The organism is Janthinobacterium sp. LS2A (assembly GCF_036543145.1).
GTDB classification, from domain to species: domain Bacteria; phylum Pseudomonadota; class Gammaproteobacteria; order Burkholderiales; family Burkholderiaceae_D; genus Janthinobacterium; species Janthinobacterium aestuarii.
This window is the reverse complement of the sequence record NZ_JAZHPB010000007.1, coordinates 293,020-319,138: the sequence shown is the minus strand read 5'-3', so window position 1 is coordinate 319,138 and position 26,119 is coordinate 293,020. Positions and strand designations below refer to the sequence as shown.

General features: G+C 63.8%; 28 protein-coding genes. 14 read left to right on the top strand and 14 right to left on the bottom strand.

The features are described from left to right. The first annotated feature begins 41 nt into the window (after nt 1-41). From flgB to V3C40_RS20925, 13 genes are all read left to right on the top strand, one after another. Nucleotides 42-494 carry a flagellar basal body rod protein FlgB gene (flgB, locus tag V3C40_RS20985; protein WP_034754084.1) on the top strand — a complete coding sequence of 151 codons (453 nt, stop codon included), beginning with the start codon at nt 42-44 and terminating at the stop codon, nt 492-494. A 2-nt stretch (nt 495-496) separates the two neighbouring features. Continuing rightward, nucleotides 497-898 (top strand): flagellar basal body rod protein FlgC, encoded by a 402-nt coding sequence (flgC, locus tag V3C40_RS20980; RefSeq protein ID WP_034754081.1) that lies wholly within the window; start codon nt 497-499, stop codon nt 896-898. Between the two features lie 15 nt (nt 899-913). Then, nucleotides 914-1,612 (top strand): flagellar hook assembly protein FlgD, encoded by a 699-nt coding sequence (locus V3C40_RS20975; RefSeq protein ID WP_331778435.1) that lies wholly within the window; start codon nt 914-916, stop codon nt 1,610-1,612. 54 nt (nt 1,613-1,666) lie between these two features. Beyond that, nucleotides 1,667-3,214, top strand: a complete 1,548-nt coding sequence (locus V3C40_RS20970; protein ID WP_034754076.1) for a flagellar hook protein FlgE — start codon at nt 1,667-1,669, stop codon at nt 3,212-3,214. 58 nt (nt 3,215-3,272) lie between these two features. After that, a complete protein-coding gene (locus tag V3C40_RS20965; protein WP_034787153.1) occupies nt 3,273-4,016 on the top strand; it encodes a flagellar basal body rod protein FlgF in 744 nt (247 codons plus the stop codon). A 72-nt stretch (nt 4,017-4,088) separates the two neighbouring features. Next, nucleotides 4,089-4,871, top strand: a complete 783-nt coding sequence (gene flgG, locus V3C40_RS20960) for a flagellar basal-body rod protein FlgG (protein WP_034754070.1) — start codon at nt 4,089-4,091, stop codon at nt 4,869-4,871. A 50-nt stretch (nt 4,872-4,921) separates the two neighbouring features. Beyond that, a complete protein-coding gene (locus V3C40_RS20955; RefSeq protein ID WP_034754066.1) occupies nt 4,922-5,572 on the top strand; it encodes a flagellar basal body L-ring protein FlgH in 651 nt (216 codons plus the stop codon). 2 nt (nt 5,573-5,574) lie between these two features. Next, complete coding sequence (locus tag V3C40_RS20950) at nt 5,575-6,690, top strand: flagellar basal body P-ring protein FlgI (protein WP_034754065.1); 1,116 nt, start codon at nt 5,575-5,577, stop codon at nt 6,688-6,690. 10 nt (nt 6,691-6,700) lie between these two features. Then, on the top strand, nt 6,701-7,627 hold the full coding sequence (flgJ, locus tag V3C40_RS20945) for a flagellar assembly peptidoglycan hydrolase FlgJ (RefSeq protein ID WP_331778434.1): 927 nt from the start codon (nt 6,701-6,703) through the stop codon (nt 7,625-7,627). Nucleotides 7,628-7,715: 88 nt separating this feature from the next. After that, nucleotides 7,716-9,683: a flagellar hook-associated protein FlgK gene (flgK, locus tag V3C40_RS20940; RefSeq protein WP_051991489.1), complete on the top strand. Its 1,968-nt coding sequence runs from the start codon at nt 7,716-7,718 to the stop codon at nt 9,681-9,683. 51 nt (nt 9,684-9,734) lie between these two features. Next, nucleotides 9,735-10,976, top strand: a complete 1,242-nt coding sequence (gene flgL, locus V3C40_RS20935) for a flagellar hook-associated protein FlgL (RefSeq protein WP_034754058.1) — start codon at nt 9,735-9,737, stop codon at nt 10,974-10,976. A 165-nt stretch (nt 10,977-11,141) separates the two neighbouring features. Next, a complete protein-coding gene (locus V3C40_RS20930; protein ID WP_331778433.1) occupies nt 11,142-11,585 on the top strand; it encodes a MarR family winged helix-turn-helix transcriptional regulator in 444 nt (147 codons plus the stop codon). A gap of 45 nt (nt 11,586-11,630) precedes the next feature. Further along, complete coding sequence (locus V3C40_RS20925) at nt 11,631-12,890, top strand: MFS transporter (protein WP_331778432.1); 1,260 nt, start codon at nt 11,631-11,633, stop codon at nt 12,888-12,890. Nucleotides 12,891-12,899: 9 nt separating this feature from the next. Here the strand turns inward: V3C40_RS20925 and V3C40_RS20920 are convergent, their stop codons facing one another. Continuing rightward, the gene (locus V3C40_RS20920; RefSeq protein ID WP_331778431.1) at nt 12,900-13,796 is read right to left on the bottom strand and encodes a LysR family transcriptional regulator ArgP; all 897 of its coding nucleotides are present in this window, start codon (nt 13,794-13,796) and stop codon (nt 12,900-12,902) included. 73 nt (nt 13,797-13,869) lie between these two features. Between V3C40_RS20920 and V3C40_RS20915 the strand changes: the two genes are divergently transcribed. Continuing rightward, entirely contained in the window at nt 13,870-14,514 is a 645-nt protein-coding gene (locus V3C40_RS20915) for a LysE/ArgO family amino acid transporter (protein ID WP_331778430.1), read from the top strand. Between the two features lie 9 nt (nt 14,515-14,523). Here V3C40_RS20915 and fliR read toward each other — a convergent pair whose 3' ends face one another. From fliR to fliF, 13 genes are all read right to left on the bottom strand, one after another. Further along, a complete protein-coding gene (gene fliR, locus V3C40_RS20910; RefSeq protein WP_070303629.1) occupies nt 14,524-15,390 on the bottom strand; it encodes a flagellar biosynthetic protein FliR in 867 nt (288 codons plus the stop codon). A 16-nt stretch (nt 15,391-15,406) separates the two neighbouring features. Further along, nucleotides 15,407-15,676 (bottom strand): flagellar biosynthesis protein FliQ, encoded by a 270-nt coding sequence (gene fliQ, locus V3C40_RS20905; RefSeq protein WP_034754044.1) that lies wholly within the window; start codon nt 15,674-15,676, stop codon nt 15,407-15,409. A 9-nt stretch (nt 15,677-15,685) separates the two neighbouring features. Beyond that, nucleotides 15,686-16,462 carry a flagellar type III secretion system pore protein FliP gene (gene fliP / locus V3C40_RS20900; protein WP_034754042.1) on the bottom strand — a complete coding sequence of 259 codons (777 nt, stop codon included), beginning with the start codon at nt 16,460-16,462 and terminating at the stop codon, nt 15,686-15,688. After that, nucleotides 16,452-17,042, bottom strand: coding sequence for a flagellar biosynthetic protein FliO (gene fliO / locus V3C40_RS20895; RefSeq protein ID WP_331778429.1), 591 nt, complete (start codon nt 17,040-17,042; stop codon nt 16,452-16,454). Before fliO ends, fliP begins: the two co-directional genes overlap by 11 nt. After that, nucleotides 17,039-17,473, bottom strand: coding sequence for a flagellar motor switch protein FliN (gene fliN, locus V3C40_RS20890; protein WP_034754038.1), 435 nt, complete (start codon nt 17,471-17,473; stop codon nt 17,039-17,041). Before fliN ends, fliO begins: the two co-directional genes overlap by 4 nt. 176 nt (nt 17,474-17,649) lie before the next feature. Then, a complete protein-coding gene (gene fliM / locus V3C40_RS20885) occupies nt 17,650-18,636 on the bottom strand; it encodes a flagellar motor switch protein FliM (protein ID WP_034754035.1) in 987 nt (328 codons plus the stop codon). Nucleotides 18,637-18,642: 6 nt separating this feature from the next. After that, nucleotides 18,643-19,155: a flagellar basal body-associated protein FliL gene (gene fliL / locus V3C40_RS20880; RefSeq protein ID WP_034754032.1), complete on the bottom strand. Its 513-nt coding sequence runs from the start codon at nt 19,153-19,155 to the stop codon at nt 18,643-18,645. Between the two features lie 186 nt (nt 19,156-19,341). Next, a complete protein-coding gene (locus V3C40_RS20875; protein ID WP_331778428.1) occupies nt 19,342-20,607 on the bottom strand; it encodes a flagellar hook-length control protein FliK in 1,266 nt (421 codons plus the stop codon). A gap of 19 nt (nt 20,608-20,626) precedes the next feature. Beyond that, the gene (fliJ, locus tag V3C40_RS20870; protein ID WP_070303632.1) at nt 20,627-21,067 is read right to left on the bottom strand and encodes a flagellar export protein FliJ; all 441 of its coding nucleotides are present in this window, start codon (nt 21,065-21,067) and stop codon (nt 20,627-20,629) included. A gap of 32 nt (nt 21,068-21,099) precedes the next feature. Then, nucleotides 21,100-22,416, bottom strand: a complete 1,317-nt coding sequence (gene fliI / locus V3C40_RS20865; protein WP_235194273.1) for a flagellar protein export ATPase FliI — start codon at nt 22,414-22,416, stop codon at nt 21,100-21,102. 89 nt (nt 22,417-22,505) lie between these two features. After that, nucleotides 22,506-23,207, bottom strand: a complete 702-nt coding sequence (locus tag V3C40_RS20860) for a flagellar assembly protein FliH (protein WP_070303646.1) — start codon at nt 23,205-23,207, stop codon at nt 22,506-22,508. A 43-nt stretch (nt 23,208-23,250) separates the two neighbouring features. After that, the gene (gene fliG, locus V3C40_RS20855) at nt 23,251-24,249 is read right to left on the bottom strand and encodes a flagellar motor switch protein FliG (protein WP_034754023.1); all 999 of its coding nucleotides are present in this window, start codon (nt 24,247-24,249) and stop codon (nt 23,251-23,253) included. Further along, nucleotides 24,242-25,957 carry a flagellar basal-body MS-ring/collar protein FliF gene (gene fliF, locus V3C40_RS20850; RefSeq protein WP_034754020.1) on the bottom strand — a complete coding sequence of 572 codons (1,716 nt, stop codon included), beginning with the start codon at nt 25,955-25,957 and terminating at the stop codon, nt 24,242-24,244. The genes fliG and fliF overlap by 8 nt, the downstream gene beginning before the upstream one ends. Nucleotides 25,958-26,119: the final 162 nt, after the last annotated feature.

The following is a 26,119-nucleotide window of genomic DNA, read 5'->3' as shown; positions in this document are numbered from 1 at the left end:
GCCATCTCGGGCGCCAGTGGCAGATCTTTCCGGAGCCTGACATGATAGGGAAACTCGACGATTACATGCGCTTCAACGAGACGGCGCTGAGCCTGCGCTCGACGCGCCAGGAATTGCTCGCCTCGAATATCGCCAATGCCGACACGCCCAACTACAAGGCGCGCGATGTCGATTTCGCCGCCGCCCTGAAGGGCGCGATGGCGCGCAAGGACGGCGTGCCGCCGGCCCTGAAGGGCACGGCGCCACAGCATATGCCGGGCAAGGGCGTGGCTGCCGCAGCGGGCGCGGCCGGCGGCGGCAAGGTCGAGACCCTGGCCGACGGCACGCCGCTGCTGTACCGCGCGCCTGCCCAGGGCGCCGTCGATGGCAACACGGTCGACATGGACCTCGAGCGCAATGCCTTTGCCGACAACGCCATCCGCTACGAGGCGGCCGTGACGTTCCTCAACTCGCAGATCAAGGGCATGCTGACGGCCATCCAGGGAGGACAATAATCATGTCGCTATTTAATATCTTCAATGTTTCCGGTTCAGCCATGAGCGCCCAGGCGCAGCGCTTGAACACGGTGGCCAGCAACCTGGCCAATGCCGACAGCGCCACCAGCGCCACGGGCGAAGCCTACCGCGCCAAGCAGGTGGTGTTCGAAGCCGTGCCGATGGCCAACGGCGCCACGGCCGTCAAGGTGCAGAAGGTGATCGAAGACCCGTCGCCGATGAAGCTGGTCTACGACCCGAAGAACCCGCTGGCCGATGAAAAGGGCTACGTCACCATGCCCAACGTGAATACGGTCGACGAGATGGTCAACATGCTGTCGGCTTCGCGTTCGTACCAGACCAACGTGGAAACCATGAACGCGGCCAAGTCGCTGCTCCTGAAAACCCTCACCATCGGCCAATAAGGCTGACTGACCATTATGGCAACCATCGATACCAGCACCGCCACCGTCACCGACCTGATGGCGACAATGAATCCGAAGAAGAACTCGGCCGCGAAAGGCAGCGTCGAGGAAGAAACGAACAAATTCCTGACCCTGCTGGTGACCCAGCTGCAAAACCAGGATCCGATGAACCCGCTGGACAATGCACAGCTGACGAGCCAGCTCGCCCAGCTGTCCACGGTGACGGGCGTCAACAAGCTCAATACCACCCTGGAAACGCTCAAGACCAGCTACCAGCAAGCCGAATCGATGCAGGCGGCCAATATCATCGGCCATGGCGTGTTGACGGCAGGCAAGAACATCAACTTGACCAAGAGCGCGGCCCTGCTGGGCGTGGACCTGGCGACGCCGGCCGACAAGGTCAAGGTCATCATCTACAACAGTACGGGCAAGGAAGTCCATTCCATCGACCTGGGCCCGCAGGACGCGGGTACCTTGCCGCTGGGCTGGAACGGCTCCACGGCCGAGCTCGACAAGGATGGCAAGAACATCGTGCTGCCTGACGGCGCCTACACCTTCTCGGTGGAAGCCACGCGCGGCGGCGCCAAGCTGACCGACGCGGCGGCGCTGATGTTCGGCTCGGTTGCCAGCGTGTCGACGGGCGCGGGTGGCGTGAAATTGAACGTGCCAGGCGTGGGCAGCATCACCATGGCCGACGTGAAGCAGATTTTGTAAGCCGCTCATTTGTAGCGTAGACCCTCTACCCCTAATTTATACCAGGAGAACACAATGTCTTTCCAACAAGGCCTGAGCGGCTTGAACGGCGCCGCCAAATCGCTGGACGTCATCGGCAACAATATCGCCAACTCGGCCACCGTGGGTTTCAAGCAATCGCAGGCGCAGTTCGCCGACATCTATGCCAACTCGCTGTATGGCGTGGGCGGCAACCAGCCCGGTATCGGCGTATCCGTGTCGCAAGTGGCGCAGCTGTTCAACCAGGGTAACCTGGAGAGCTCGTCCAATCCGCTCGACATCGCCATCAATGGCGGCGGTTTCTTTCGCACCAGCGTGAACGGCGCCATCCAGTATTCGCGCAACGGCCAGTTCCAGGTCGACAAGAGCGGCTTCATCATCAATGCGCAGAAAGCCCAGCTGACCGGCTATCCGGCCGATGCGAACGGCAAGATCCTGGCCGGCGCCACCGTGCCGCTGCAGATCGACCCGTCCGACATGGCGCCGCAGGCGACCACCAAGGTCGATACCCAGGTCAACCTCGATTCCAACTCGGCCATGCCGACCGTGGTGCCGTTCAGCGTGGGCGAGCAAAAATCGTGGACCAAGCAATTCCCCGTGCCCGTCTTCGATTCACTGGGCAATGCGCACACCATGTCCAATTTCTACGTCAAGACGGGCACCAATACGTGGGATGTCTACACGGCCACTGACGGCAAGGAAATCACCAGCGCGAAAGTAGCGTCCGCGGCGCAGACCGATGCCGCCTCGCTGGCTGCGCGCGCCGCCTACCAGGCCGCCGTCACGGCCGTGCCGCTGGTACCGGCCAATATCACGGCCGCCGCCGTTGCCTACGGCAATGCGGCCGGCGCCGCCGTGCGCACCGCCGCCGCCGCGGCCGGCGCCAGCCCCGCCCAGCTGGCCGCCATCAGCGCCACCTTTGGCAGCGCCGTGCCCAATGGTGTCAATTCCAGCCTGACGCCAGACCAGATCGACACCAATATTTCCTCGGTGACGGAAGTGCCCGCCGTGAAGTCGGCTTCGCTGGTGTTCAACAGCGTCGGCAGCCTGGACAAGGCCGCCATGCTGGGCCTGACGCCGCCGCAAACCTTGCCGGTAACGGTGAACCTGCCCGTCTTCCCCGCCACGGGCGCAAATGCGAACCTGGCGATCAAGGTCGACTTTACCAATTCCACCCAGCTCAGCTCGTCCACCAGCGAAAAGCGCACCGTGGCCGATGGCTATGCGGCCGGCCAGCTGAGCCGTTTCGTCGTCGGTTCCGATGGCGTGATCCAGGGCCAGTACAACAATGGCAAGACGCGCGACCTGGGCCAAGTGGTGCTGACCAACTTTTCCAATCCGAATGGCCTCGAACCGCTGGGTAACAATGCTTGGGCGGAAAGCTCGACCTCGGGCAGCCCCATGACGGGCGAGCCGAGTTCGGGCAACCTGGGCGACTTGCGCGCCTCGGCCGTGGAAGTGTCGAACGTGGACTTGACGGCGGAACTGGTCAACATGATCACGGCCCAGCGCGCCTATCAGGCGAATGCGCAAACCATCAAGACGCAGGATTCCGTTTTACAGACCCTCGTCAACCTGCGTTAAGAGTAAGGGGAACCGTCCTCGGACGGCTCCCCGCTTTCGTTTTGCACGGAGAAAACACATGGACCGTCTCATCTACACCGCCGGCTCGGGCGCCAAGCACATCCTCGACAAGCAGGCGACCACGGCGAACAACCTGGCGAACGCTACCAGCACGGGTTTCCGTGCCCAGCTCGACTCGTTCCGCGCCGTGCCCGTGGTGGCCGACGGCATGATGCCGACGCGTGCCTTTGTCGTCGATTCGACGGTCGGTTCCGATTTCACGCAAGGGCCGATGCAGCACACGGGCCGCGCGCTCGACGTGGCCGTGGAAAACGGCGGCTGGATCGCGGTGCAGTCGGCCGACGGTTCCGAAGCCTACACGCGCAACGGCGCCTTGAAGCTCAATGAAAACGGCATGCTGCAAACGCAGTCGGGCCTGATGGTGCAGGGCGATACGGGCCCCATGGCCATTCCGCCCGGCGTGACGGTGGCCATCGCCAGCGACGGCACGGTGGGCACGATTTCCACGGACGTGCCGCCAGGCCCGTCGACAGTGCTGGGACGCATCAAGCTGGTCAACCCGCCCGAGCAGCAGCTGGTGCGCGGCGACGACGGCCTGTTCCGCCTGAAGGATGGCACGGTGGCGCAGGCCGACCAGGCCGTCAAGCTGACCACCGGTGCGCTGGAAGGCAGCAATGTCAGCCCCGTCGACTCCATGGTCAGCATGATTGCGCTGGCGCGCCAGTTCGAAACGCAAATGAGCCTGTTGAAGAATGCCGAGAATAACGCGGCGAAAGCCACCCAGATCCTCGCTTTGAATTGATGGGGGCCACCGCATAATGGTCACATAGAAATAGTCTACAGAGCTGACTAGCGCTGTTATTGGAGAAAAATCATGATTCGTTCCCTTTGGATTGCCAAAACCGGCCTGGAAGCGCAGCAGACGCAGATGGACGTGATCGCCAATAACCTGGCCAACGTCAGCACCACGGGCTTCAAGAAGTCGCGCGCCGTGTTTGAAGACTTGCTGTATCAAAATGTGCGCCAGCCGGGCGCGCAATCGTCGCAGCAAACCCAGCTGCCATCGGGCTTGCAGATCGGCACGGGCGTACGCACCGTGGCCACCGAACGCATCCATACGCAGGGCAATCCCCAGGCATCGGGCAATTCGCGCGACGTGATGGTCAACGGCACGGGTTTCTTCCAGGTGCTGATGCCGGACGGCGCTACCGCCTACACGCGCGACGGCTCGTTCCAGACGGACGCCAACGGCCAGCTGGTCACCTCCGAAGGTTTCGTCATCCAGCCCGCCATCACCGTGCCGACCAATGCGCTGAGCCTGACCGTGGCGCGCGACGGCACCGTGTCCGTCACCTTGCCCGACACCGTGGCGCCATCGCAGATCGGCTCGCTGCAGCTGACCACCTTCGTCAACCCGGCCGGTCTGGAATCGAAGGGCGAAAACCTGTACATGGAAACGGGCGCCTCGGGCGTGGCACAAACCAACACCCCGGGCACCAACGGTGCCGGCGTGCTGATGCAGGGCTATATCGAGACGTCGAACGTCAACGTGGCCGAGGAAATGGTCAACATGATCCAGACGCAGCGCGCCTACGAGATCAACAGCAAGGCCATCACCACATCCGATCAAATGCTGCAGAAATTGTCGCAACTTTAATTTTCATAGTCGTCATGCCATCCGCCGCCGGATGGCAGCGGAGGTTCGCCATGCAATACCCCATCATCGCCCTGTTGTCCGCAGTCCTGCTGTCCGGCTGTGCCATCACGCCTACGTCCATCGTGCAATATCCGACCACCACGCGCGCGCCGATGCCGGAACCCGTGGTCGCCAACAATGGCTCCATCTACCAGCCGTCGACCTACCGTCCCGCCTTCGAAGACCGCCGCGCGCGCCACGTGGGCGACACCATGACGATCGCCATCACCGAGCGCACGAATGCCGTCAAGGCGGGCGCCAGTTCCGGCAACAAGTCGGGCAGCGTGGGCTTCAGCACGCCAGGCATGCTGCAGGGCCGCCTGGGCGGCACCGTCTCGGCGAGTGGCGCGACGAAATTTGCCGATGGCGACAACCAGTCCGCCAGCAACACGTTTTCCGGTGTGATCGGCGTGACGGTGATTGAAGTGCTGCCGAACGGCAACCTGATCGTCGCTGGCGAAAAACAGATCGCCATGAACAAGGGCACGGAATTCATCCGCTTCTCGGGCATGGTCAATCCGGACACCATCGGCACGGGCAACGTCGTGCCGTCGACCCAGGTGGCCGACGCGCGCGTCGAATACCGCACCAACAGCCAGATCGACCGCGCTGAAATGGCGTCGATGGCGTCGCGCTTCTTCCTCAGCCTGCTGCCGTTCTGATCATGGCAACGATTACTTTCCCCCGCTTTTTAGTCATCTGCGGCCTGGCTGCTTCCCTGCTGGCGCCCGTGGCGCAGGCCGAGCGTATCAAGGACCTGGCCAGCATCGCCGGCGTGCGCCAGAATCAGCTGATGGGCTATGGCCTCGTCGTCGGCCTCGACGGCAGCGGCGACCAGACCACGCAAACCCCATTTACCATCCAGAGCGTGGCGGCGATGCTGCAGCAGCAAGGCATCAACTTGCCGCAAGGCACCAGTTTGCAGTTGAAAAACGTGGCCGCCGTGATGGTGACGACGGCCTTGCCCGCGTTTGCCCAGCCGGGCCAGCTGCTCGACGTGACGGTGTCGTCGATGGGCAATGCGAAAAGCTTGCGCGGCGGCACCTTGCTGATGACCCCGTTGAAGGGTGCCGACGGCCAGGTGTACGGCATGGCGCAGGGCAATGTGCTGGTGGGCGGCGTGGGCGCGCAAGCGGCCGGCAGCTCCGTTGTCATCAATCACCTGAGCGTGGGACGCATCTCGGGCGGCGCCACCGTCGAGCGCACCGTGCCTTCGGCGCTGGGCGCCAACAATACGATCCGCCTGGAATTGAACGCCACCGATTTCGCCACCGCCAGCCGCGTGGTCGACGCCATCAACAGCCGCTACGGCGCCGGCACGGCCGCCGCGCTCGATGGCCGCGTGATCCAGGTGCAGTCGCCGGGCGGCAGCGACCAGCGCGTGTCCTTCCTGGGCCAGCTGGAAAGCATCGAAGTCAATCCGGCCCGCCTGGCGGCCAAGGTCATCATGAATGCGCGCACCGGTTCCGTCGTGATGAACCAGTCCGTGACCCTGGAAACGTGCGCCATTTCGCACGGCAACCTGTCCGTCACCATCAATGTCGAGCCGCAAGTGAGCCAGCCGGCCCCCTTGTCGGGCGGACGCACGGTGGTCACGCAGACGGCGCAGATCGATATCAAGAAGGAACCGGGCAAGGTCATGCTGGTCAAGGGCGGCGCCTCGCTGTCCGAGGTGGTGAAAGCCTTGAACGCCATCGGCGCCTCGCCGCAAGACTTGCTGGCCATCCTGCAGGCGATGAAGGCGGCCGGTTCGCTGCGCGCCGAACTTGAAATCATTTGATGGATACGCCATGATCAGCCAAACCGACCTCAGCAATACCGCCGCCTATGACGTCAAGGGCATGGATGGCTTGCGCCAGTCCGCCAAGGCGAAGGACCCCGCCGCCCTGAAAGAGGCGGCCACGCAATTCGAAGCCATGTTCATCAACATGATGATGAAAAGCATGCGCGAAGCCACGCCGCAGGACGGCATCATGGATAGCCAGCAAAGCAAGATGTACACCTCGATGCTGGACCAGCAGACCAGCCAGAACCTGGCCAAGCGCGGTACGGGCCTGGCGGACGTGCTGATCCGCCAGTTGTCGTCGTCGAACCAGGCGCTGGCCGCCGATGGCGCCGAAGCGCCATCGCCACGCTCGTCGAGCATGGCGCAGGCGCTGGCCGCCTTCCGCCAGCAGCAGGGCGCCCTCACCGGGGGCGCGAGCGGCGCCACAGGCACCGGCAAGACCCTGAGCGACAAGGCCAACGCCACGCAGGCGCCCCACGTGCGCGCCTTCCAGGAAAAGCTGGGCGTGCATGCGGAAGAGGCGAGCCGCGCCACCGGCATCCCGGCCAAGTTCATGCTGGGCCAGGCGGCGCTGGAAACGGGCTGGGGCAAGCGCGAAATCATCGCCCGCGACGGCAGCAGCAGCCACAACCTGTTCGGCATCAAGGCGTCCAGCGACTGGAAGGGCAAAGTCACGGAAGCCGTCACCACGGAATATGTGAATGGCAAGGCGCAGCGCAAGGTGGAGAAATTCCGCGCCTACGACAGCTATGCGGACAGCTTCAAGGATTATGCGCAGTTGATTACCAACAACAAGCGCTACGAAAAAGTACTGGCCAGCGCGGGCGACGCCAGCACGTTCGCTCACGGCTTGCAGAAAGCCGGCTATGCGACGGACCCGAATTACGCTGCCAAATTGACAAAAATTATCAAGAATTCGCTGGTCGGCTAGCAACCCGCCGTGCTCCCGTGCAGGCCGCGCGCTTCAAGTTTTCGCCGCGGCTGCCGTAAATACATTTGACGGTAACCAATAAGACACCATGACTTCGAATCTACTCAGCATCGGTAAGAGCGGTTTGCTTGCAGCGCAGGTGGGCCTGTCGACGACCGGGCATAACATCACCAATGCCAACGTGGCCGGCTACAACCGCCAGGTGGTGCTGCAGCAGACTTCGCAGTCCAACTATGCTGGCTATGGCTTCGTTGGCACGGGCACGGAAGTGTCGCAGATCAAGCGCCAGTACGACAGCTTCATGGCCACCCAGGTCAATGCCGCGCAAAGCGCGACCAGCTCACTCGACGCCTATTACACGCAGATCAGCCAGATCGATAACTTGCTGGCCGATCCCACGGCGGGCTTGTCGCCAGCCATGCAGGATTTCTTCAAGGGCGTGCAGGATTTCAGCGCCAATCCTTCCTCGGTGGCGTCGCGCCAGGCCCTGCTGTCGAGCGCCGGCTCGCTCGCTTCGCGTTTCCAGGGGTTGAGCGCGCGCCTGACGGAGATCGGCGACGGCGTCAATTCGCAGATCACGTCGAATGTGACGGTCATCAATACCTACGCCAAGCAGCTCGCCGAGTTGAACAAGTCGATTTCCCAGTTGTCGGTCGACGCCAGCAACCAGCCCAACGATCTGCTCGACCAGCGCGACCAGCTGATCACGGAATTGAACAAATACGTGAAGGCGACGGTGCAGCCCGCTGCCAACAATACCGTCACCATTTCCATCGGCGCGGGGCAGCCCCTGGTGGTGGCCGACCGCAGCTTCGAGCTGGCGGCCACGCCTTCGCGCACGGACCCGAACCGCATCGAGGTGGGCTATGTCACGGGCAATACCGTGACCGTGCTGCCGGACAACTCCCTGACCGGTGGCTCGCTGGGCGGCTTGCTGGAATTTCGTAGCGGCACCCTGGACAATGTCCAGAACTCGCTGGGCAAGGTCGCCATCGCGCTGGCCAGCACCTTCAACGACCAGCACAAGCTGGGCCAGGACTTGAATGGCGCCATGGGCGGCGATTTTTTCAAGATCCCCGATCCCGTGATCGGCGCCGACCGCGGCAACAACACCAGCAGCACCACCGTGCTGTCGGCCAAGGTCAGCGACCCGACCAAGCTGACGGCCAGCGATTACAGCCTGAAATATGACGGCAGCAACTATGTGGTGACGCGCGAGTCCGACGGCGCGCACACCATCATCAATCCGTATCCGCAAACGGGGCCGCAAACCATCGACGGCGTCGATTTCTCGATCTCGGGCACGGCCGCCCAGGGCGACAACTACGTCATCCGGCCGACGGCGAATGGCGCGGCCGGTCTGAACGTGCTGATCACCGACCGCAACAAGATCGCCGCCGCCGCGCCGATCGCCACGTCGGCGCCCGTGGCCAATACGGGCTCGGGCAAACTCAGCGCCGGTTCCGTCGACAAGGCCTACCTGACCCCGGGCAATGCCCTGACGGGTCCCGTGACCTTGACGTATGACAAGGCGACCACCTCGCTGACGGGTTTCCCGGCGGGCCAGGCGGTGACGGTCAAGGGTTTGAATGGCGCCACCACGACGTATCCGGCCGGCACGGCGAACATCCCGTATACGGAAGGCGACAACTTCAGCTTTGGCGGCATCAATGTCAGCATGACGGGCGCGCCGGCGCAGGGCGACACCTTTACCATCAAGCCCAATACGGGCGGCGTGGGCGACAACCGTAACGCCGCGCTGCTGGCGGGCTTGCAGACGAAGAACATCCTCGATGGCGGCAATGCCACGTTCCAGGGTTCGTATGCGCAAACCGTCAGCTTCGTGGGCAACAAGACGCGCGAAGTGCAGGTCAGCGGCCTGGCCAGTCTGGCCTTGCTGCAGCAGGTTAGCACCCAGCAGCAGGCCGTCTCCGGCGTCAACCTCGACGAAGAGGCGGCCAACCTGCTGCGTTATCAGCAGTCCTACCAGGCGTGCGGCAAGGTCATGCAGATTGCCAGCACCCTGTTCGACGTGGTGATCGGCCTGGGACGTTAATCAATTTTTGCCGCGACGTAGCGCGCGGCGGCTTTCTGGAAGGGCAGCATCATGCGCATCAGCACACGAATGATTTATGACCAGGGCAGCTCGCAGCTGAACAATCTGCAGGGCGCCTTGAACCGTACGCAGATGCAGCTGTCGTCGAACCGCCGCAATCTGACGCCGGCCGACGATCCGATCGCCTCGGCGCGCGCACTGGAAGTGACGCAGTCGCAATCGATCAATACCCAGTTCGTGACGAACCGTTCGAACGCGAAGAACTTCCTGTCGCAGGAAGAGCTGGCGCTGGGCAGCACCACCTCGCTGATCGCCGACGTCAAGGACCTGGTCCTGAAAGCCGGTAATCCGGCCCTGAAGGACGTCGACCGCGATACCCTGGCCAGGGAACTGGAAGGCCGGCTGACCGACTTGCTGGGCATCGCGAATACGGCCGATGGCGCGGGCGGCTACCTGTTCTCCGGCTATAAATCCACGACCCAGCCATTCAGCCAGACGCCGACGGGCGCCAGCTACGTGGGCGACCAGGGCCAGCGCGAACTGCAGGTGGGTTCGGCGCGCTACCTGGCCACCAGCGATTCCGGCGCCACCGTGTTTGAAAACAACCTGACGGGCAACGGCAAGTTCACCACGGCCGCCGCCGCCGCCAACTTCACGCGCGGCGGCTCGGGCGTGGTCTCGGGCGGAACGGTGACCGATCCGTCGGCATTGACGGGGCATAAATATTCGATCGACTTCAAGGTCACGGGCACGGGGACGGACGCCGTCACCACCTATACCGTCACCGACGCCACCCTGGGCCAGACGGTGCCCAATCCTGCCGTGCCCATCCCCTACAAGGCGGGCGACGCCATCACCTTCGACGGCCAGCAAGTGAACATCACGGGCAAGCCTGCCGACCAGGACAGCTTTACCCTGGAGCCGAGCGCCAAGGAGTCGTTGTTTACCACCGTGAAAAACCTGATCGGCGTACTGCGCCAGACGGGCAGTGGCGATGCTGCCCAGGCGCGCCTGACGAACGGCTTGAACGCCGCGCATAATATTCTCGACACGGCCTACGATAACGTGCTGTCCGTGCGCGCCGACGTCGGTTCCCGCATGAAGGAACTCGATTACCTCGACAGCGCCGGTGATGACCTCGACATCCAGTACGCCACCACCCTGTCGGACCTGCAGGACTTGGACATGGTGAAAGCCATTTCCACCTTCAGCCAGCAACAGGTAACCCTGCAGGCGGCGCAAAAAACGTTCACTTCGATCTCGGGCTTGTCGCTGTTTAACTACATCAGCTAAGAACGGGCATCGGCAGGATGACCGGCAAGCCGGGGCAGGGAGGATATCTCCCGCCCCGGCTTTTTTGCGTCCGCATTCTGGTCACTTAGGCAAGATATGCAGGCAAACTGTGCAGTCTACCTGCATATATGTTATAGTAGGGGCCGTTGATCCACTTTCGCTCCCATGCACACGACACAAGAAGACCACGAACAAGTCCTGCAACTGGCCGGCGAATTGCGCATCCTGATCGGCAAGTTGCGCCGCCGCCTGCGCGAAGAGGCGCACCTGGGGGATGTCAGCATGTCGCAGGCCTCCGTGCTGAGCCGTCTCGAGCGCGACGGCCCCGCCACCGCCAGCAGCCTGGCCCGTGCCGAAGGCATGCGGCCCCAGTCGATGGCCGCCACCGTGCAAGCCTTGACGGAAGCGAGGATGGTGACGGGTTCGCCCGATCCGGCTGACGGCCGGCAAACGATCCTGACCCTGACGGACAGCTGCCGCGCTTGGATCGCGGCGAGCCGCGCCGCGCGCGAAGACTGGCTGGCGCGCACCATCGAAACCCGGCTCACGCCGGACGAAGTCACCGAACTGAACCATGCGGTGGCATTACTCAAACGCTTGGCGGAATGATCCGCTGCTAGACCTTAACACCCGGCAAGGAGCCCGCACGCCCAGATGAACAACACATTCCGTTCGCTACGCATTCCCAATTACCGTATCTGGGCCGGCGGCGCCCTCGTGTCGAATATCGGCACCTGGATGCAGCGCACGGCGCAGGATTGGCTGGTGCTCAGCGAATTGACGCAGCACAATGCCAGCGCCGTCGGCATCGTCATGGCCTTGCAATTCGGCCCGCAACTGCTGTTGCTGCCCCTGACGGGCATGGCGGCCGACTTGCTCGACCGGCGCAAGCTGCTGCTGTGCACGCAGGCGGCCATGGGATTGCTGGCGCTGGGACTGGGCTTGCTGTGCATCAGCGGCCTCGTGCAACTGTGGCACGTGTATGTGTTTGCTTTCCTGCTCGGCTGCGTGACGGCCTTCGATTCACCCGTGCGCCAGACCTTCGTTGCCGAAATCGTCGGCGAGGAAGACTTGACCAATGCCGTGGCGCTCAATTCCACGTCGTTCAATGCGGCGCGCATGCTGGGCCCGGCCGTGGCCGGCTTGCTCATCAGCAGCGTCGGCAGCGGATGGGTCTTCGTCATCAACGCCGTCTCGTTTGCCGCCGTGATCGGTTCGCTGTTGCTGCTGCGCGTGGAATTGCTGCGCCGCGCGCCGCGCCTGAAGGCCACGCGCGCCAGCCTGGGCGAGGGTTTCCGCTACGTGCGCCAGCGGCCCGACCTGATGGCCATCCTGCTGATGCTGTTCCTGATCGGCACCTTCGGCCTGAATTTTCCGATTTTCCTGTCGACCATGTCCGTCACGGCCTTCCATGCGGGTGCGGGCCAGTATGGCGTGCTCAGCTCGATTATGGCTTGCGGCTCCGTGGCCGGCGCCTTGCTGGCGGCGGGGCGCGGCCAGCCCACGCTGGCCTTGCTGCTGGGCGCGGCCGCGCTGTTCGGCCTGGCGTGCGCGCTGGCGGCCGTGATGCCCAATTACTGGCTGTTCGGCATGATGCTGGTGGTCATCGGCATTGCCGCGCAAACCTTTACCACCAGCGTCAACAGCAGCGTGCAACTGTCGACGGCGCCCGCCATGCGGGGCCGCGTGATGGCCATCGTGCTGGCCATTTCGGCGGGCGGCACGCCGCTGGGCGCACCCATCGTGGGCTGGGTGGCCGACACCTTCGGCCCGCGCTGGGCGCTGGGCATCGGCGCCTTGTCCGGTCTGGCGGCGGCCCTCGTCGGCGTGCGCTATCTGGTCAAGCATCACCAGTTGCGCTTGAACGTCGACGTGCGGCGCTGGCGCTTCGCACTCAGCAGCGACCAGCGCTGACGCCAGCTGTCAGGGCGGCAGCAGGCCCGTGCGGGCGGCGGCCAGGATGGCGGCGCTCAAGCCATCGAGCAGGCTCGACGCGGCGCGCGCCGTATGCCAGTGCAGGGGCACGTCCAATGGCGCATCGGGCAGCAGTTCGACCAGGCTGCCATTATCGAGATGGGACTGGATCAGCGCCTGCGGATGCAAGCCCCAGCCCATGCCGGCCAGGGCGGCCGTGACGAAGGCGTGCGACGAGGGCAGGGTGTGGCGCGGCAACTCCACATGCCGATGGCACAGGCGCCGCACCCAGCGCGCCTGCAGCTCATCCTTGGCATTGAACACGAGGCTGGGCGCCAGCGCCAGGCTGGCGGCGCCCACGCCATGGGGAAAATACCGCCGCAGGAAGGCGGGACTGGCGGCCGCCAGGTAGCGCATGGCGCCCAGCGGACGGCTGTTGCAGCCGGAAGCTGGCCGGGCCGTGGCGCTGACGGCGGCCAGCACGGCGCCGCTGCGCAGCCATTCGGCCGTATGGTCCTGATCGTCGACGGCCACTTGCAGCAGCACCGGATGCGCGGCCCCGAAGGCGGCGATGGCGGGCGCCAGCCAGGTGGCGAGGCTGTCGGCGTTCACGGCGATGGGCACGCTGGCGCGCGACATGCCCTGCGCTGCCAGCGCCGGCAAGGTGCCCTGCAAATCCTGTTCCAACAGTTGCACCTGGTCCACGTGCTGGCACAGACGCCGGCCCGTTTCCGTGGCGCGGCAGGGCTGGTCGCGTATCACCAGCGCACAGCCGACGCGCTCTTCCAGCACGCGGATGCGCTGCGAAATGGCCGATGGCGTCACGTGCAAGGCGCGTGCCGCGCGCTCGAAACTGCCTTCGCGGATGACGGCGGCCAGCGCGGCGAGGGCGGCATAATCAAGCATGAATGAAGTTTTCCTTAATTGGCTGTAGAAAAGGTAGTTTGCCTTCATTACGTGCGGCTGGCAAGATCGCCGCATGACACTCCCGACCGCCACCACACCACTCGTTTTTTCCGTCTTTCTCCAGGGCTTGACCTTGGGTCTGGGACTCATCGTTGCCATCGGCTCGCAAAATGCCTTTGTCTTGCGGCAAGGCTTGCGCCGCGAACACGTGGGCGCCATCGTGCTGTTTTGCGCGCTGGCCGACGCGGCGCTGATTGCCGCCGGCGTCCTGGGCATGTCCCGGGCGCTGGGGCAGCGTCCCATGCTGGCCAGCGCGCTGGCGCTGGGCGGCGCCATTTTTCTGGCCGTCTATGGTTGGCAAGCCCTGCGGCGCGCCCGCCGTCCCCAGCAGCTGCACGCCGCCGAGGGCGGTGCAGGTCTCGGCCTGGCTGCCATCCTGGCGCAGGCGGCAGCATTTACCTTGCTCAATCCCCATGTCTATCTGGATACGGTATTGCTGGTGGGGAGCATTGGTGCCCAGCAGCCGGGGGCGCTGCGCGCCTGGTTTATTGCTGGCGCCAGCACGGCCAGCCTGCTGTGGTTTGCCTCGCTCGGCTATGGCGCGCGCTGGCTGGCGCCGTGGTTTGCGCGGCCGCGGGCCTGGCAAGTGCTCGATGGCTTGATCGGCGTGACCATGTTCGTACTGTCGGCGCTGCTGCTGCGCCACGCGCTGGGCTGATAGGTCTGATCAGCGCGCGGGCGGCAGCGGCGCAGGCGCAGGCAGTGCGGGACGCAAGGGGTTCGGCGGCGCCGGCGGTGGTGGCCGGTCGCGCATGGCAAAGCCGCGCGGCAGCAAACGCGCCGTTTCTATGCCGCGCAGGAACATGTTCTGGAAGGGCGTGGCCAGGTAAGGCAGGACCATGCCGATCACCAGCAAGCCCACGCCCAGGGTGACGGGAAAACCGATACCGAAAATGTTCAGCTGCGGCGCGGCGCGCGTCAAGATGCCCAGGGCCACGTTGGTCAGCAGCAGGGCGGCGATGATGGGCAGCGAAATTTGCAGGCCGGAACGGAAGATTTCCCCGCCCCAGGCAGCCAATTGCTGGAAACCGCCGCCGCTGATGGGGCTAGCCGAAATGGGCAGGCTGACAAAGCTTTCCGCCAGCGCCGCAAGCAAGACCAGGTGGCCATTGACGGTCAAAAACATCAAGGTGGCCAGCATGACGAGGAACTGGCTGATGGCGGACGACCTGCCCTTGGTTTGCGGATCAAAGAACGAGGCAAAGCCCAGGCCCATGGTGAGACTGCTGAGTTCGCCGGCCATTTCGATGGCGGAAAACACGATGCGGATGGAAAAGCCCATGGCCAGGCCCACCAGCATTTCCTGCGTGAGGATCAGCAAACCGGGCAGGGACATCGGGTTGACGGCCGGCAAGGCCGGCACGGTGGGGGCGATGATCATGGCCAGCAGCGCGCCCAGGGTCACCTTGACGGTGGCCGGCAGGGCCGCATTGCCGAACAGGGGGGCGGCCGCGATCAGGCCGAGGATGCGGCTAAGCGGCCACAGCAATGCTGCGATCCACGTATTGAGTTCGATGCTGGACAGGGTCAGCATGGCAACAGTGGCTGCACTAACCCACCAGGTTCGGGATGCCCGTAAACACCTGGCGCATGTAGTCGAGCATGACGGACAGCATCCACGGACCGGCCACGACGATGGCGACAAAGATGCCGACCAGCTTGGGGATGAAGGAGAGGGTCGCCTCGTTGATCTGCGTGGCCGCCTGGAATATACTGACGATCAGGCCGATGATGAGGGCGACGAGCAGCATGGGCGCGGCCACCATCAGCGTGATTTCCATCGCATGGCGGCCCAGGGTCATGACGCTTTCGGGTGTCATCTGCTTCCCCTAGTAAAAACTCTGAGACAACGAGCCCAGCAGTAACTGCCAGCCATCGACGAGCACGAACAGCATCAGCTTGAACGGCAGCGAGATCGTCGCCGGCGACATCATCATCATACCCATCGACATCAGCACGCTGGCGACCACCATGTCGATGATCAAAAACGGGATGAAGATGGCAAAGCCGATCTGGAACGCCGTCTTCAGTTCACTGGTGACGAAGGCGGGCACGAGGATGCGCAGCGGCACGTCTTCCGGACCTTGCAGGGCCGGTGAGCGCGACATCTTGGCAAACAGGGCCAGGTCGGCCTGGCGCGTCTGCTTGAGCATGAAGGTTTTCAGGGGATCGACGCCCTTGTCCATCGCCTGCTGCATGGTGATCTTGTTTTCCTGGTAGGGCTGGTAGGCATCCGTATAGATCTTGTCGAACACGGGGCCCATGACGAACAGGGTCAGGAACAGGGCCAGGCCCACCAGCACCTGGTTCGGCGGCGCCGATTGCGTGCCGATGGCCTGGCGCAGCAGGGACAGCACGATGATGATGCGCGTAAAGCAGGTCATCATCAACAGGGCCGCCGGCAAAAAGGTGAGCGACGTCATCAGGATGAGCGTCTGCACCGGCAGCGAGTAATTCTGGCCGCCGCCCGGCGCCGGCGTGCTGTTGAAGGCCGGGATGCCAGGCTGGGCCATCGCCCACAGCGGCAAGGCCAGGGCAACGGCCGCCAGCAGCCAGGTCAGGGGAGTCTTCAAGGTGGACCACGCCATCTGCTGCTTATTTCCCATTGCGTTTTTCGATGGTCTGTTTCAGCCACTCGGAAAAATTGGCGGCCGCGGGGCCGTTTTGCGCCGTGGCCAGTTGCGGCAGGTCGCCTTCCTGGCGCGGCATGGTGGCCAGCGCGTTGATCCGGCCGGGCGAGGCGCCGACGACGATCCACTGGTCGGCCACTTCGACGAGGACGATGCGTTCACGTCCGCCCAGGTTGAGCGAACTGACGACGCGCATCTTGTTGTTACCGCCCATGACCTTGGGGCCATAGCGCTTCATGAACCAGGCCAGGCCGATCAAGAGGGCCAGCACGAACATCAGCGCGAAGATGGTTTGCAGCAAGCTGCCGGCCGAGCTTGCCGGCGCCATCGTCGCCGGTGCGCCGGGTGGCATGGCGGGCAGGGCGGCGGCAGGCGAGGCAGCCGGAGAAGCTGCTGGCGCCGTTGCGGCGGCAGGCGGTATCTCGCTTGCCACGGCGGCGGAAGCGCTGGCGGCGCTGGCCGCCGCTGGTGCGGACGCGGCTGGCGCTTCAGCCAGCGCAATGCTGCATGCCGCCATCAGCGGCAGCATGGTGGAAATCAACAGGCCAGGCTTCATTTATTCAATTTTCGGATGCGTTCGGAAGGCGTGATGATGTCGGTCAGGCGGATGCCGAACTTGTCATTGACCACCACCACTTCGCCCTGGGCGATCAGGCAGCCGTTGACCAGCACGTCCATCGGTTCGCCGGCCAGGCCGTCGAGCTCGACCACGGAACCCTGCGCCAGTTGCAGCAGGTTCTTGATGGCGATCTTGGTGCGGCCCAGTTCGACCGTCAGCTGCACGGGGATATCGAGGATGAAATCGATATCGTTGTGCGTTTCCGACTTCGACGCCTGCTTGGAAAAGTCCTTGAACACGGCGGCGCTGGCCGCGCTGGCCGTATTGGCTGCCTGGTTCTGCAGCGCTTCGGCTTCCGCCTTGGCCTGCTCGGCAATGGCCGCGCCCCAATCGTCTTCCGCGCTTTGGTCGTCTTGGTTGTCAGACATGTGTTTCTCCTGTTGTACAGAGTTGGCCGCCAAGCGGCCAGTGTATATATTAATTGTAACGCCTGGCAAAACCGTAGCGAGCGGCAGTGATTTGTGGCTAAGAAGCGCAACCGTGCTGGAGCACGGTGAGCATCGCAGGCCGCAAAGCGCGACGCGCAGCAGGTTTGGTCAGGTGTTTAGTGGTTGTTCATGTTATCGGCATTGGCGAGGAGTTTCTCCACCTTCAATGCATATTGTCCGTTCAGCACGCCGTACGTGCAATCCATCACGGGCACGCCGTCGACGGTGGCGGCGATCAGTTCCGGAATATTCAGGGGGATGATGTCGCCCACCTTCATGTTCAGGATTTCATCGAACGAGACGCGCGCCGTGCCCAGCGAGGCCACCAGCTCGACTTCGGCGATCTGGATCTGCTGCGTCATCAGGCGGATCCAGCGCTTGTCCACTTCCAGCGCCTCGCCCTGCAGGCTCGAGGTCAGCGAATCGCGGATCGGCTCGATCATCGAATACGGCATGCAGAAGTGAATTTGTCCGGAAACAGAGCCCAGTTCCACCGTAAACGTGGAAGCCACCACCACCTCGTTCGGCGTGGCGATGTTGGCGAACTGCGTGTTCATTTCCGAGCGGATATATTCGAATTCGACGGGGAAGACCGGTTCCCACGACTTGGTATAGGCTTCGAAGACGATGTCGAGGATACGCAGGATGATGCGCTGCTCCGTCTGCGTAAAGTCGCGTCCTTCGACGCGCGTATGGAAGCGCCCGTCGCCGCCGAACAGATTGTCGACCAGCAGGAAGACGAGGCCCGGATCGAACACCATCAGGGCCGTGCCGCGCAGCGGCTTCATGTGCACCAGGTTCAGATTGGTCGGCACCACCAGGTTGCGGATGAACTCGCTGTATTTCGACACGCGCACGGAACCGACCGACACTTCGGCGCTGCGGCGCAGGAAGTTGAACAGGCCCACGCGCAGCAGCCGGGCGAAACGCTCGTTGATAATTTCCAACGTTGGCATCCGGCCGCGTACGATGCGCTCCTGGGTTGCCAGGTTGTAGGTACGAACTCCCGTGACATCTTCCGGCGCCTGCGCGTCGTCCTGGTCTCCGTTGACGCCCTTCAGAAGGGCATCGACTTCTTCCTGGGAGAGGAAATTATCGGCCATGGCTGCTTATTGAATGATGAATGCGGTAAATAATACGTCCGTCACGTCCTGCTCCGGCCCTTTGTCCTCGAACGGCTGGTTCACCTGATTGATGATTTCGGCCGCCAGCTGCTGCTTGCCTTCCACGGTATTGAGTTCGGACGCCTTCTTGCCCGACAGCAGCAACAGCAAGCGGCTGCGCACTTTCGGCATGTTCAGCTTGATGGAATCCATTTCTTCCGGGCTGCCCACCTGCAGGGTAAACGCGATCTGCAGGTATTGCTCGCCATTTTCCGGCTGCAAGTTGACGGTGAACGCATCGACGGGCACGAATACGGGTGGACCTGCCTTGGAAGCGGCATGTTTTTTCTTGCTCGGCGCCGATTCTTCTTTATCGGCCTTGCCATGCAGGAAGTACCAGGCGGCACCGCCACCGATGCCGCCGGCCACCAGCACCGAGGCCAGCACAATGATCAGAAGCTTCTTTTTCGAGGCGCCGGCGGGAGCCAGGCCTGCATCTGCTTTCGGATCTGCTTTCATTTTTGGATTTGCTTTCAATGGTACTCGGGTGCATGGAAGTGGATCACGACGCCATTATGTCATTATCGGCAAATTCTGCGCAGAAGGATGCAGTGAAAAGAGGGCGGAAGCGCCCTCAACTCGCTGTTTTTATACGAAAAGTTATGCCGTGGGGGGCGCCTGTGGCCTGCGGACGACGAATTGTCCTCAGGCAAAGGTATCCACGGCACTCAGGCTGGCCCGGCTGCGCCCGCCCGTCGCCGGCGCGATGGCGATCTCGCCACCGGAAGTGCCACCGCCCTGGCCATTGCCACGGCGTTCGCCCGAGGCGGCGCGTTCGCCATTGTTTTGCTGTTCCGGCGTGCCGGCCGAGACGGTGGCGCTGCCGAAGGCGATGCCCGCTTCGCTCATCATTTCGCGCAGGCGCGGCATGGCCGCTTCCAGCGCCTGGCGTACTTCCGGCTGGGCCGACATGAAGGCGGCGTCGGCCTGGTCATTGGTCACCGTCAAGACCACTTGCACGGGACCCAGGTCGGGCGGATTCAGGGTCAGGGTGGCGCTCTGGTCGCCACCGGCCGCCATCCACACGACTTTCTGCCCCAGTTGCTGGTCCCAGGCTGGCGAGCCGACCCGGCCCGTCAGCTTGTCGGCCGGCACGGCCAAGGCGGCGGCAGCCTGCTGCAGCGCGCCTGGCTGCAACTGGGCCGCCAGGCGGCTCAGGTCGGCTGGTGTTTCCTTGAGGATCGGTTCGGCCACGGCGGCGCCCGCCTTGGCGGTGGCTGCCAGCTGGGCGTCGATGGCCAGCTTGCCCGGTTCGGCCTTGCCTGCCGGCACGCCGGTGCCTGGTGTGGCGGCCGCCTTGCCCTGGGCCTGGCCCAGGCTGTCGGCAAAGTCGCCGCTGTCCGCTTGCGCAATGACGGCGGCCTTGCCGCTGCCCTGGCCGGCTGCCAGCAATGGCCCCGTTGCCAGGCCTTTGCCGTCAGCCTTGACGCTGGAACGCGCGGGCAGTTCCGGCATGGCCTTGGCCGCTGGCGGCTGGATGGCCAGCTGGATGTTGCCCACGAGGGCCAGCATCGCGGCGGCCGGATCGGCTGGCGGCGCTGTTTCGGCGGGAACGTTGGCCTCGGCGACGGTGCTGTCGGTGGCGGGGGGGGCCGCCGCTTCGGTGGACTGTGCTGGCGGCTGGTCGCTGCTGGCAGCGTGTTCTGTGCCCGCTTGCGCCGGCTTCGCTTCATTGGCCGGTGCCGGGGCCGCGGGCGCTGGCGTGGCGGCGGGGCTGGCAGGACGGGCCGCCGGTGCTGCCGCTTGCGTTTGCGCCATATTGCGGCTGGCCTGGCGTTGCTCGATCTGGCGGTTCAGGGTGCGCTGGAAGTCGCCCGCCGTGCCGCTGGTGGACGGCTGGCTGCGGTTGGCTGCGCCCGGCGTGGCGTTCGGCGAGATAATCTGGGAAATCGGGGTTGGCTGGGTTTGCATGATGCTGCCTTAGTGTTGCTTAGCGTTTGTAATAGGCTTGTCGCGCCGCGTGCTCATCCATTGCTTTCTGGTCGCGCTTGTTTTCCAGCTTCAGCGCCTGTTCCTGCGCCCGGTTGTTCAGGGTGGTGTACGACATGCGCTTGCGTTCGGCCAGCTGCCAGCGCATCTTTTCATTGTCGCTGCGCGCTTGCGCATGCTCGACCACTTGCTGCTGGCCCATGATGGCGCTGTCGAGCTTGCCCATGAAAGCCTGGAAATTGCGGTAAGCCATTGGCGTGATGCCGCTGCTCATGCTCGCCTCGAAGCGCTTGGCATAGTCGTCGCGGTAGCCGGACAGCATGTCGAGCTTCTGGCGGCAATCGTCGAGCGCTTTCAGGGCCGCGCCCAGGCGCTTGGCGCAGTCGTCCGTTTCGCGCTGGGCAAGGTCGATCAGGGTTGCAAGTTGGGAAGGAGAAGCCATGGCTGATTATATTCCCGCTATGCAAGTCCTAATCAGTCGAATAGAGCGGTAAGTTGCCCCAAGCTCTCGTCCATGCTGACCCGCTCCGTGATTTGCTGTTGCAAAAACGCCTCGATCTTTTCATGCAGGGCGATGGCCTGGTCCAGCACGGGGTCGGTGCCGGCGCTGTAGGCGCCCACGCTGATCAGATCGCGGCTGCGTTCATAGCGCGAATACAGCTGTTTCAGCTTGCGCGCCTGCTGCTGGTGCTCGTGCGTGGTGATCGAGTGGGCCGCGCGCGAAATCGATTGTTCGATGTCGATGGCCGGATAATGGCCCGCCTCGGCCAGGCGCCGGTTCAGCACGATATGGCCGTCCAGGATGGCGCGCGCCGAGTCGGCGATCGGGTCCTGCTGGTCGTCGCCCTCGGTCAGCACGGTGTAGAAGGCCGTGATCGAGCCGCCGCCTTCCTCGCCATTGCCGGCCCGCTCCACCAGCACGGGCAGCTTGGCGAAGACGGACGGCGGATAGCCCTTGGTGGCGGGAGGTTCGCCGATGGCCAGGGCGATTTCGCGCTGAGCCATGGCGTAGCGGGTCAGCGAATCCATGATCAACAGCACGTTCTGCCCCTGGTCGCGGAAATACTCGGCAATGGCCGTCGCATACGCGGCCCCTTGCAGGCGCATCAGCGGCGGCGTGTCGGCCGGCGCGGCCACGACGACGGAACGGGCCAGGCCTTCGGCGCCCAGGATTTGCTCGATGAATTCCTTCACCTCGCGGCCCCGTTCGCCGATCAGGCCGACGACGATCACGTCCGCTTCCGTGTAGCGGGCCATCATGCCCAGCAGCACGCTTTTACCGACGCCGGAACCGGCGAACAGGCCCATGCGCTGGCCACGGCCCACAGTCAGCATGGCGTTGATCGAGCGCACGCCCACGTCCAATGTGTCGACGATGGGCGCGCGGCCCAGCGGATTGGCGGGACGTACATTGATGGGGGCGCTGTCGACCGTGTGCAGGGGACCGAGCTGGTCGAGCGGGCGGCCAGCGCCGTCGAGCACGCGGCCCAGCAGTTGCGGCCCCACGGGCAAGTGGCGCGCGCGGTCGCTGGGGCGGCGGCGCGGGTGCGCCACGCTGCCGGGGCGGGGGATGGCCGGTTCGACGGAAAACACGCGCGTGCCGGGCACGATGCCCTCGACGTCGCTTTGCGGCATCAGAAACAGGCGCTCGCCTTCAAAGCCCACCACTTCCGCCTCGACCCGGCCGCCATTTGGCAGCGGCACGGTACAGGCGGCGCCGACGGCCAGGCGCAAGCCCACGGCTTCCATCACGAGACCAGCCACGCGCGTGACCCGGCCTGAAATTTGCATCGGTTCGACAAAGCCGACGACGGCCGAACAGTCGCTCAGGTAGGCGCGCCAGCGCGCCGCATGGGCAGTGGGGCCTTTGACGGGCTCGCTCACGGCGCCAGCCAGTCCAGGTCTTTGCCCAGCGCATGCGTCAGGCGCTGCCAGCGGGTGGACGTCTGCGCGTCGATCTGGTTGCTGGCCGTGTCGATCTTGCAACCGCCGCGTTCCACGCTGGGGTCTTCGATGACACGCCAGCCGCCCTTGTCGAGCTCGTCGCCGATGCCGTCGCGCACCACTTGCGCATCTTCCGGGTTGAGCATCAGCAAGGCCGGTTGTTGCAGCACGGGCAAGTATTCGATGGCTTCGCGCACCACGGGCAGCATCAGTTCGGGGCGCACGGGCAAGGCAGTTTTCAGCATGCCCTTGGCCAGCTGCAGGGCCAGTTCCATCACGTCGTTGGCGATCAGTTCGTCTGCCTGGTGCACGGCCGTGCCGAAGTCGACGGCGATGGTTTGCAGGTGCGCCAATTCCACGGCGGAGGCCGCCTTGCCTTGCGCATACGATTCGGCATGGCCATCGGCATGTCCGGCCGCATGGCCTTCCGCATAGCCGGCCGCGCGGCCTTCCTCGAAGGCCGTGGCGCGCGCTTCCTCGCGGATGGCGTCGAGCTCTTCCTGCGTCGGGTATTCGAGCGGCGGGGCCAGCTCTTCCTCGTGCAGTTCGGCAAACGGGTCGAGCTCGGGCTCGGGATCCGGTTCCAGCAGCTTGCGCGCCGCCACCACGCTGGGACGCTCGTCGCCAAACGAGGTCATTTCCCAGCGCTGGTAGGCGGTTTGCTGCTCTTTGGGAATCAAATTAGACAAACGAATCCTCGCCTTTTCCACCTAAGACAATCTGCCCTTCGTCCGCCAGGCGGCGCACGATCTGCAGGATCTGTTTCTGCTGCGATTCCACTTCCGACAGGCGCACAGGGCCTTTCGACTCGAGGTCTTCGCGCATCATCTCGCCGGCGCGCTGCGACATGTTCTTGAAGATCTTGTCGCGCAGCTCCTGCGAGGCGCCTTTCAGGGCGATGATCAGCATTTCCGACTGCACTTCGCGCAACAGCAACTGGATGCCGCGGTCGTCGATGTCGATCACGTTGTCGAACACGAACATTTCGTCCATGATCTTTTGCGCCATGTCGTTGTCGTAGTTCTTGATGTTGTCCATGACGGAGCCTTCTTGCTCGCCGCTCATGAAGTTCAGGATCTCGGCTGCCGCGCGCACGCCGCCCAGCGACGATTTCTTGATATTTTCGTTACCCGACAGCAGTTTCGTCAGCACGTCGTTAAGTTCGCGCAAGGCGGCCGGCTGCACGCCGTCCAGGGTGGCGATGCGCAGCACCACGTCGTTGCGCAAACGGTCCGTGAAGTGGCCGAGGATTTCGCAAGCCTGGTCGCGCTCCAGGTGGACGAGGATGGTGGCGATGATCTGCGGGTGCTCGTTGCGGATCAGCTCGGACACAGATTGCGAATCCATCCATTTCAGCGATTCGATGCCGGACGCATCCTTGCCGCCCAGGATGCGCGACAGCAGCACGGACGCCTTGTCGTCGCCCAGCGCCTTGGTCAGCACCTGGCGGATATATTCGTCCGAATCGAGGCCGACCGTGGAATTGAGTTCCGTCTGCGCGCGGAAGTCGCCGAGCACCTCGACCACCTGCTCGTGCGCGATACCCTTCATGGTGGCCATGGCGGCGCCCAGTTTCAGCACTTCGCGCGGGCCGAGGAATTTCATCACTTCGGCCGCTTCGCTTTCGCCCAGTGCCAGCATCAGGATCGATGCTTTTTGCAGTCCCGTTGTCTCAGTCATTATTGCCTATCCATGCTTTGATCACGTTGGCCACCACGCGCGGGTCTTCCTGCGCCAGTTTTCTGGCCATCGCCAGGTTTTCGCGATAACCGCGGGCAGTGTCTTCTTCCAGTTCTTCCAGTTCCGCTTCGCTGAGCAGGACTTCGTTTTCTTCGTCCGTCTTCTCCAGTTCCGGCTCGATGACGGGCGGCGGTGCGCCGAAATCGTCGATCTTGCGCATCACGGGGCGCAGCATCGGGCGCACGATCTTGATGAAGATATACAGCAGGATCAGGGCCGTGATGAGGAATTTCGCCAATTCCTTGGCCAGCGGCAAGTTGGCCGGGTCGCGCCACCACTCGAGCTTGCCTTCCGGCGCACGGTCGATGCCGTCGAACGGCGAGTTGGCCACGCTGAAGCTGTCGCCGCGTTCCTTGTTATAGCCCATCGCTTCCTTGACCAGATTATTGATCTGGACCATTTCGGCAGGGGAAATCGGCTTGACCGTGACCTTGCCATCCTTGTCGAAAGTACGGCGATAGTTGACGACGACGGCCACCGACAGGCGGCGCAGGCCGCCCATGGACTTCTGCTCGTAGCGCACGGTCTTGTCGACTTCATAATTCGTCGTCGATTCCTTCTGTGTCGGCGCCGTCGGCGCGCCGCCCGGAGCGCCCGGCGCCTCGGCCGTCAATGGCGCCGTCGCCACGCCAGGCGGCTGGTTCGACAGCGCACCCGGCACGCCGGATGGGTTGGCATTGCCGGCGCCCGTCGACTCGCTCGTTTGCTGGCTGCGGATGGTGGACGCTTCCGGCGGCGAATTCGGCTTGTAGGTTTCGGCCGCCTGCTCGCTTTGCGAGAAATCGACATCGGCCGTCGCTTCGGCGCGCACATTGCCTTCGCCGACGATGGGCAGCAAGATCGATTCGACCTGCTTGATCACGCTTTGCTGCAACTGCTGCACGTACTTCAGCTGGTTCGGGTCCAGGCTCTTGATGCCGTTGGCGCGGTCCTTATCCTTTTCCTGGTTCGACAGCAAGGTGCCGGCCTGGTCGACCACGGTGACATTGATCGGCAGCAATTCCGGTACGCTGGACGCCACCAGGTGGACGATGGCGCTCACCTGCAGCTGATCCAGGCCGCGGCCCGGATGCAGGTTCAGCAGCACGGAAGCCGTCGGTTTTTGCTGTTCGCGCACGAAGACGGACGGTTTCGGCAGGGCCAGGTGGACACGCGCCGTGTCGACGGCGGAGACGGATTCGATCGATTTGGCCAGTTCGCCTTCCAGTGCGCGCTGGAAATTGACCTGCTCCAGGAATTGCGACACGCCCAGCTTCTGGTTTTCCATCAGCTCGAAGCCCACGTTGCCGCCCTTCGGCAAGCCTTGCGCGGCCAGTTTCAGGCGCGCGTCGTGGACTTGCTCGGATGGCACGAGAATGGCGCCGCCGCCTTCGGAAAACTTGTGCTTGATGCCCAGCTGGTCCAGCGAAGCGGTGATGGCGCCGCCGTCGCGGTCCGTGTAGTTCGAGAACAGGACTTTGTATTCAGGCGGCTGGTTCCACATGTACAGGGCCACGCCGATGGCGATCAGTGCCGCCACGCCCAGGCCGCGCAGGAAATTCTTGCCCATCGGCGTCTTGGCGAACGCTTGCACGGACTCCACGGGCGAGCGGGCAGGCGCCGGTTCCGGCGGTATGCGGTTCACATCGATTTCTTCGGCTACAGCCATGATTGCCTTCCGGGGCGCGTATGTTTGGTATTGAGTGGGGGCCGCTTCCACTGGAGGAGGGGGCGATATGCAGAATTATCCGCCACTGTCACGCGCTTCAATCGTCCAAATAGAAGGCGCTTTTGCCGCCTGCTCGGCCGAGCGGCTGGCGTTGGCGCTGGT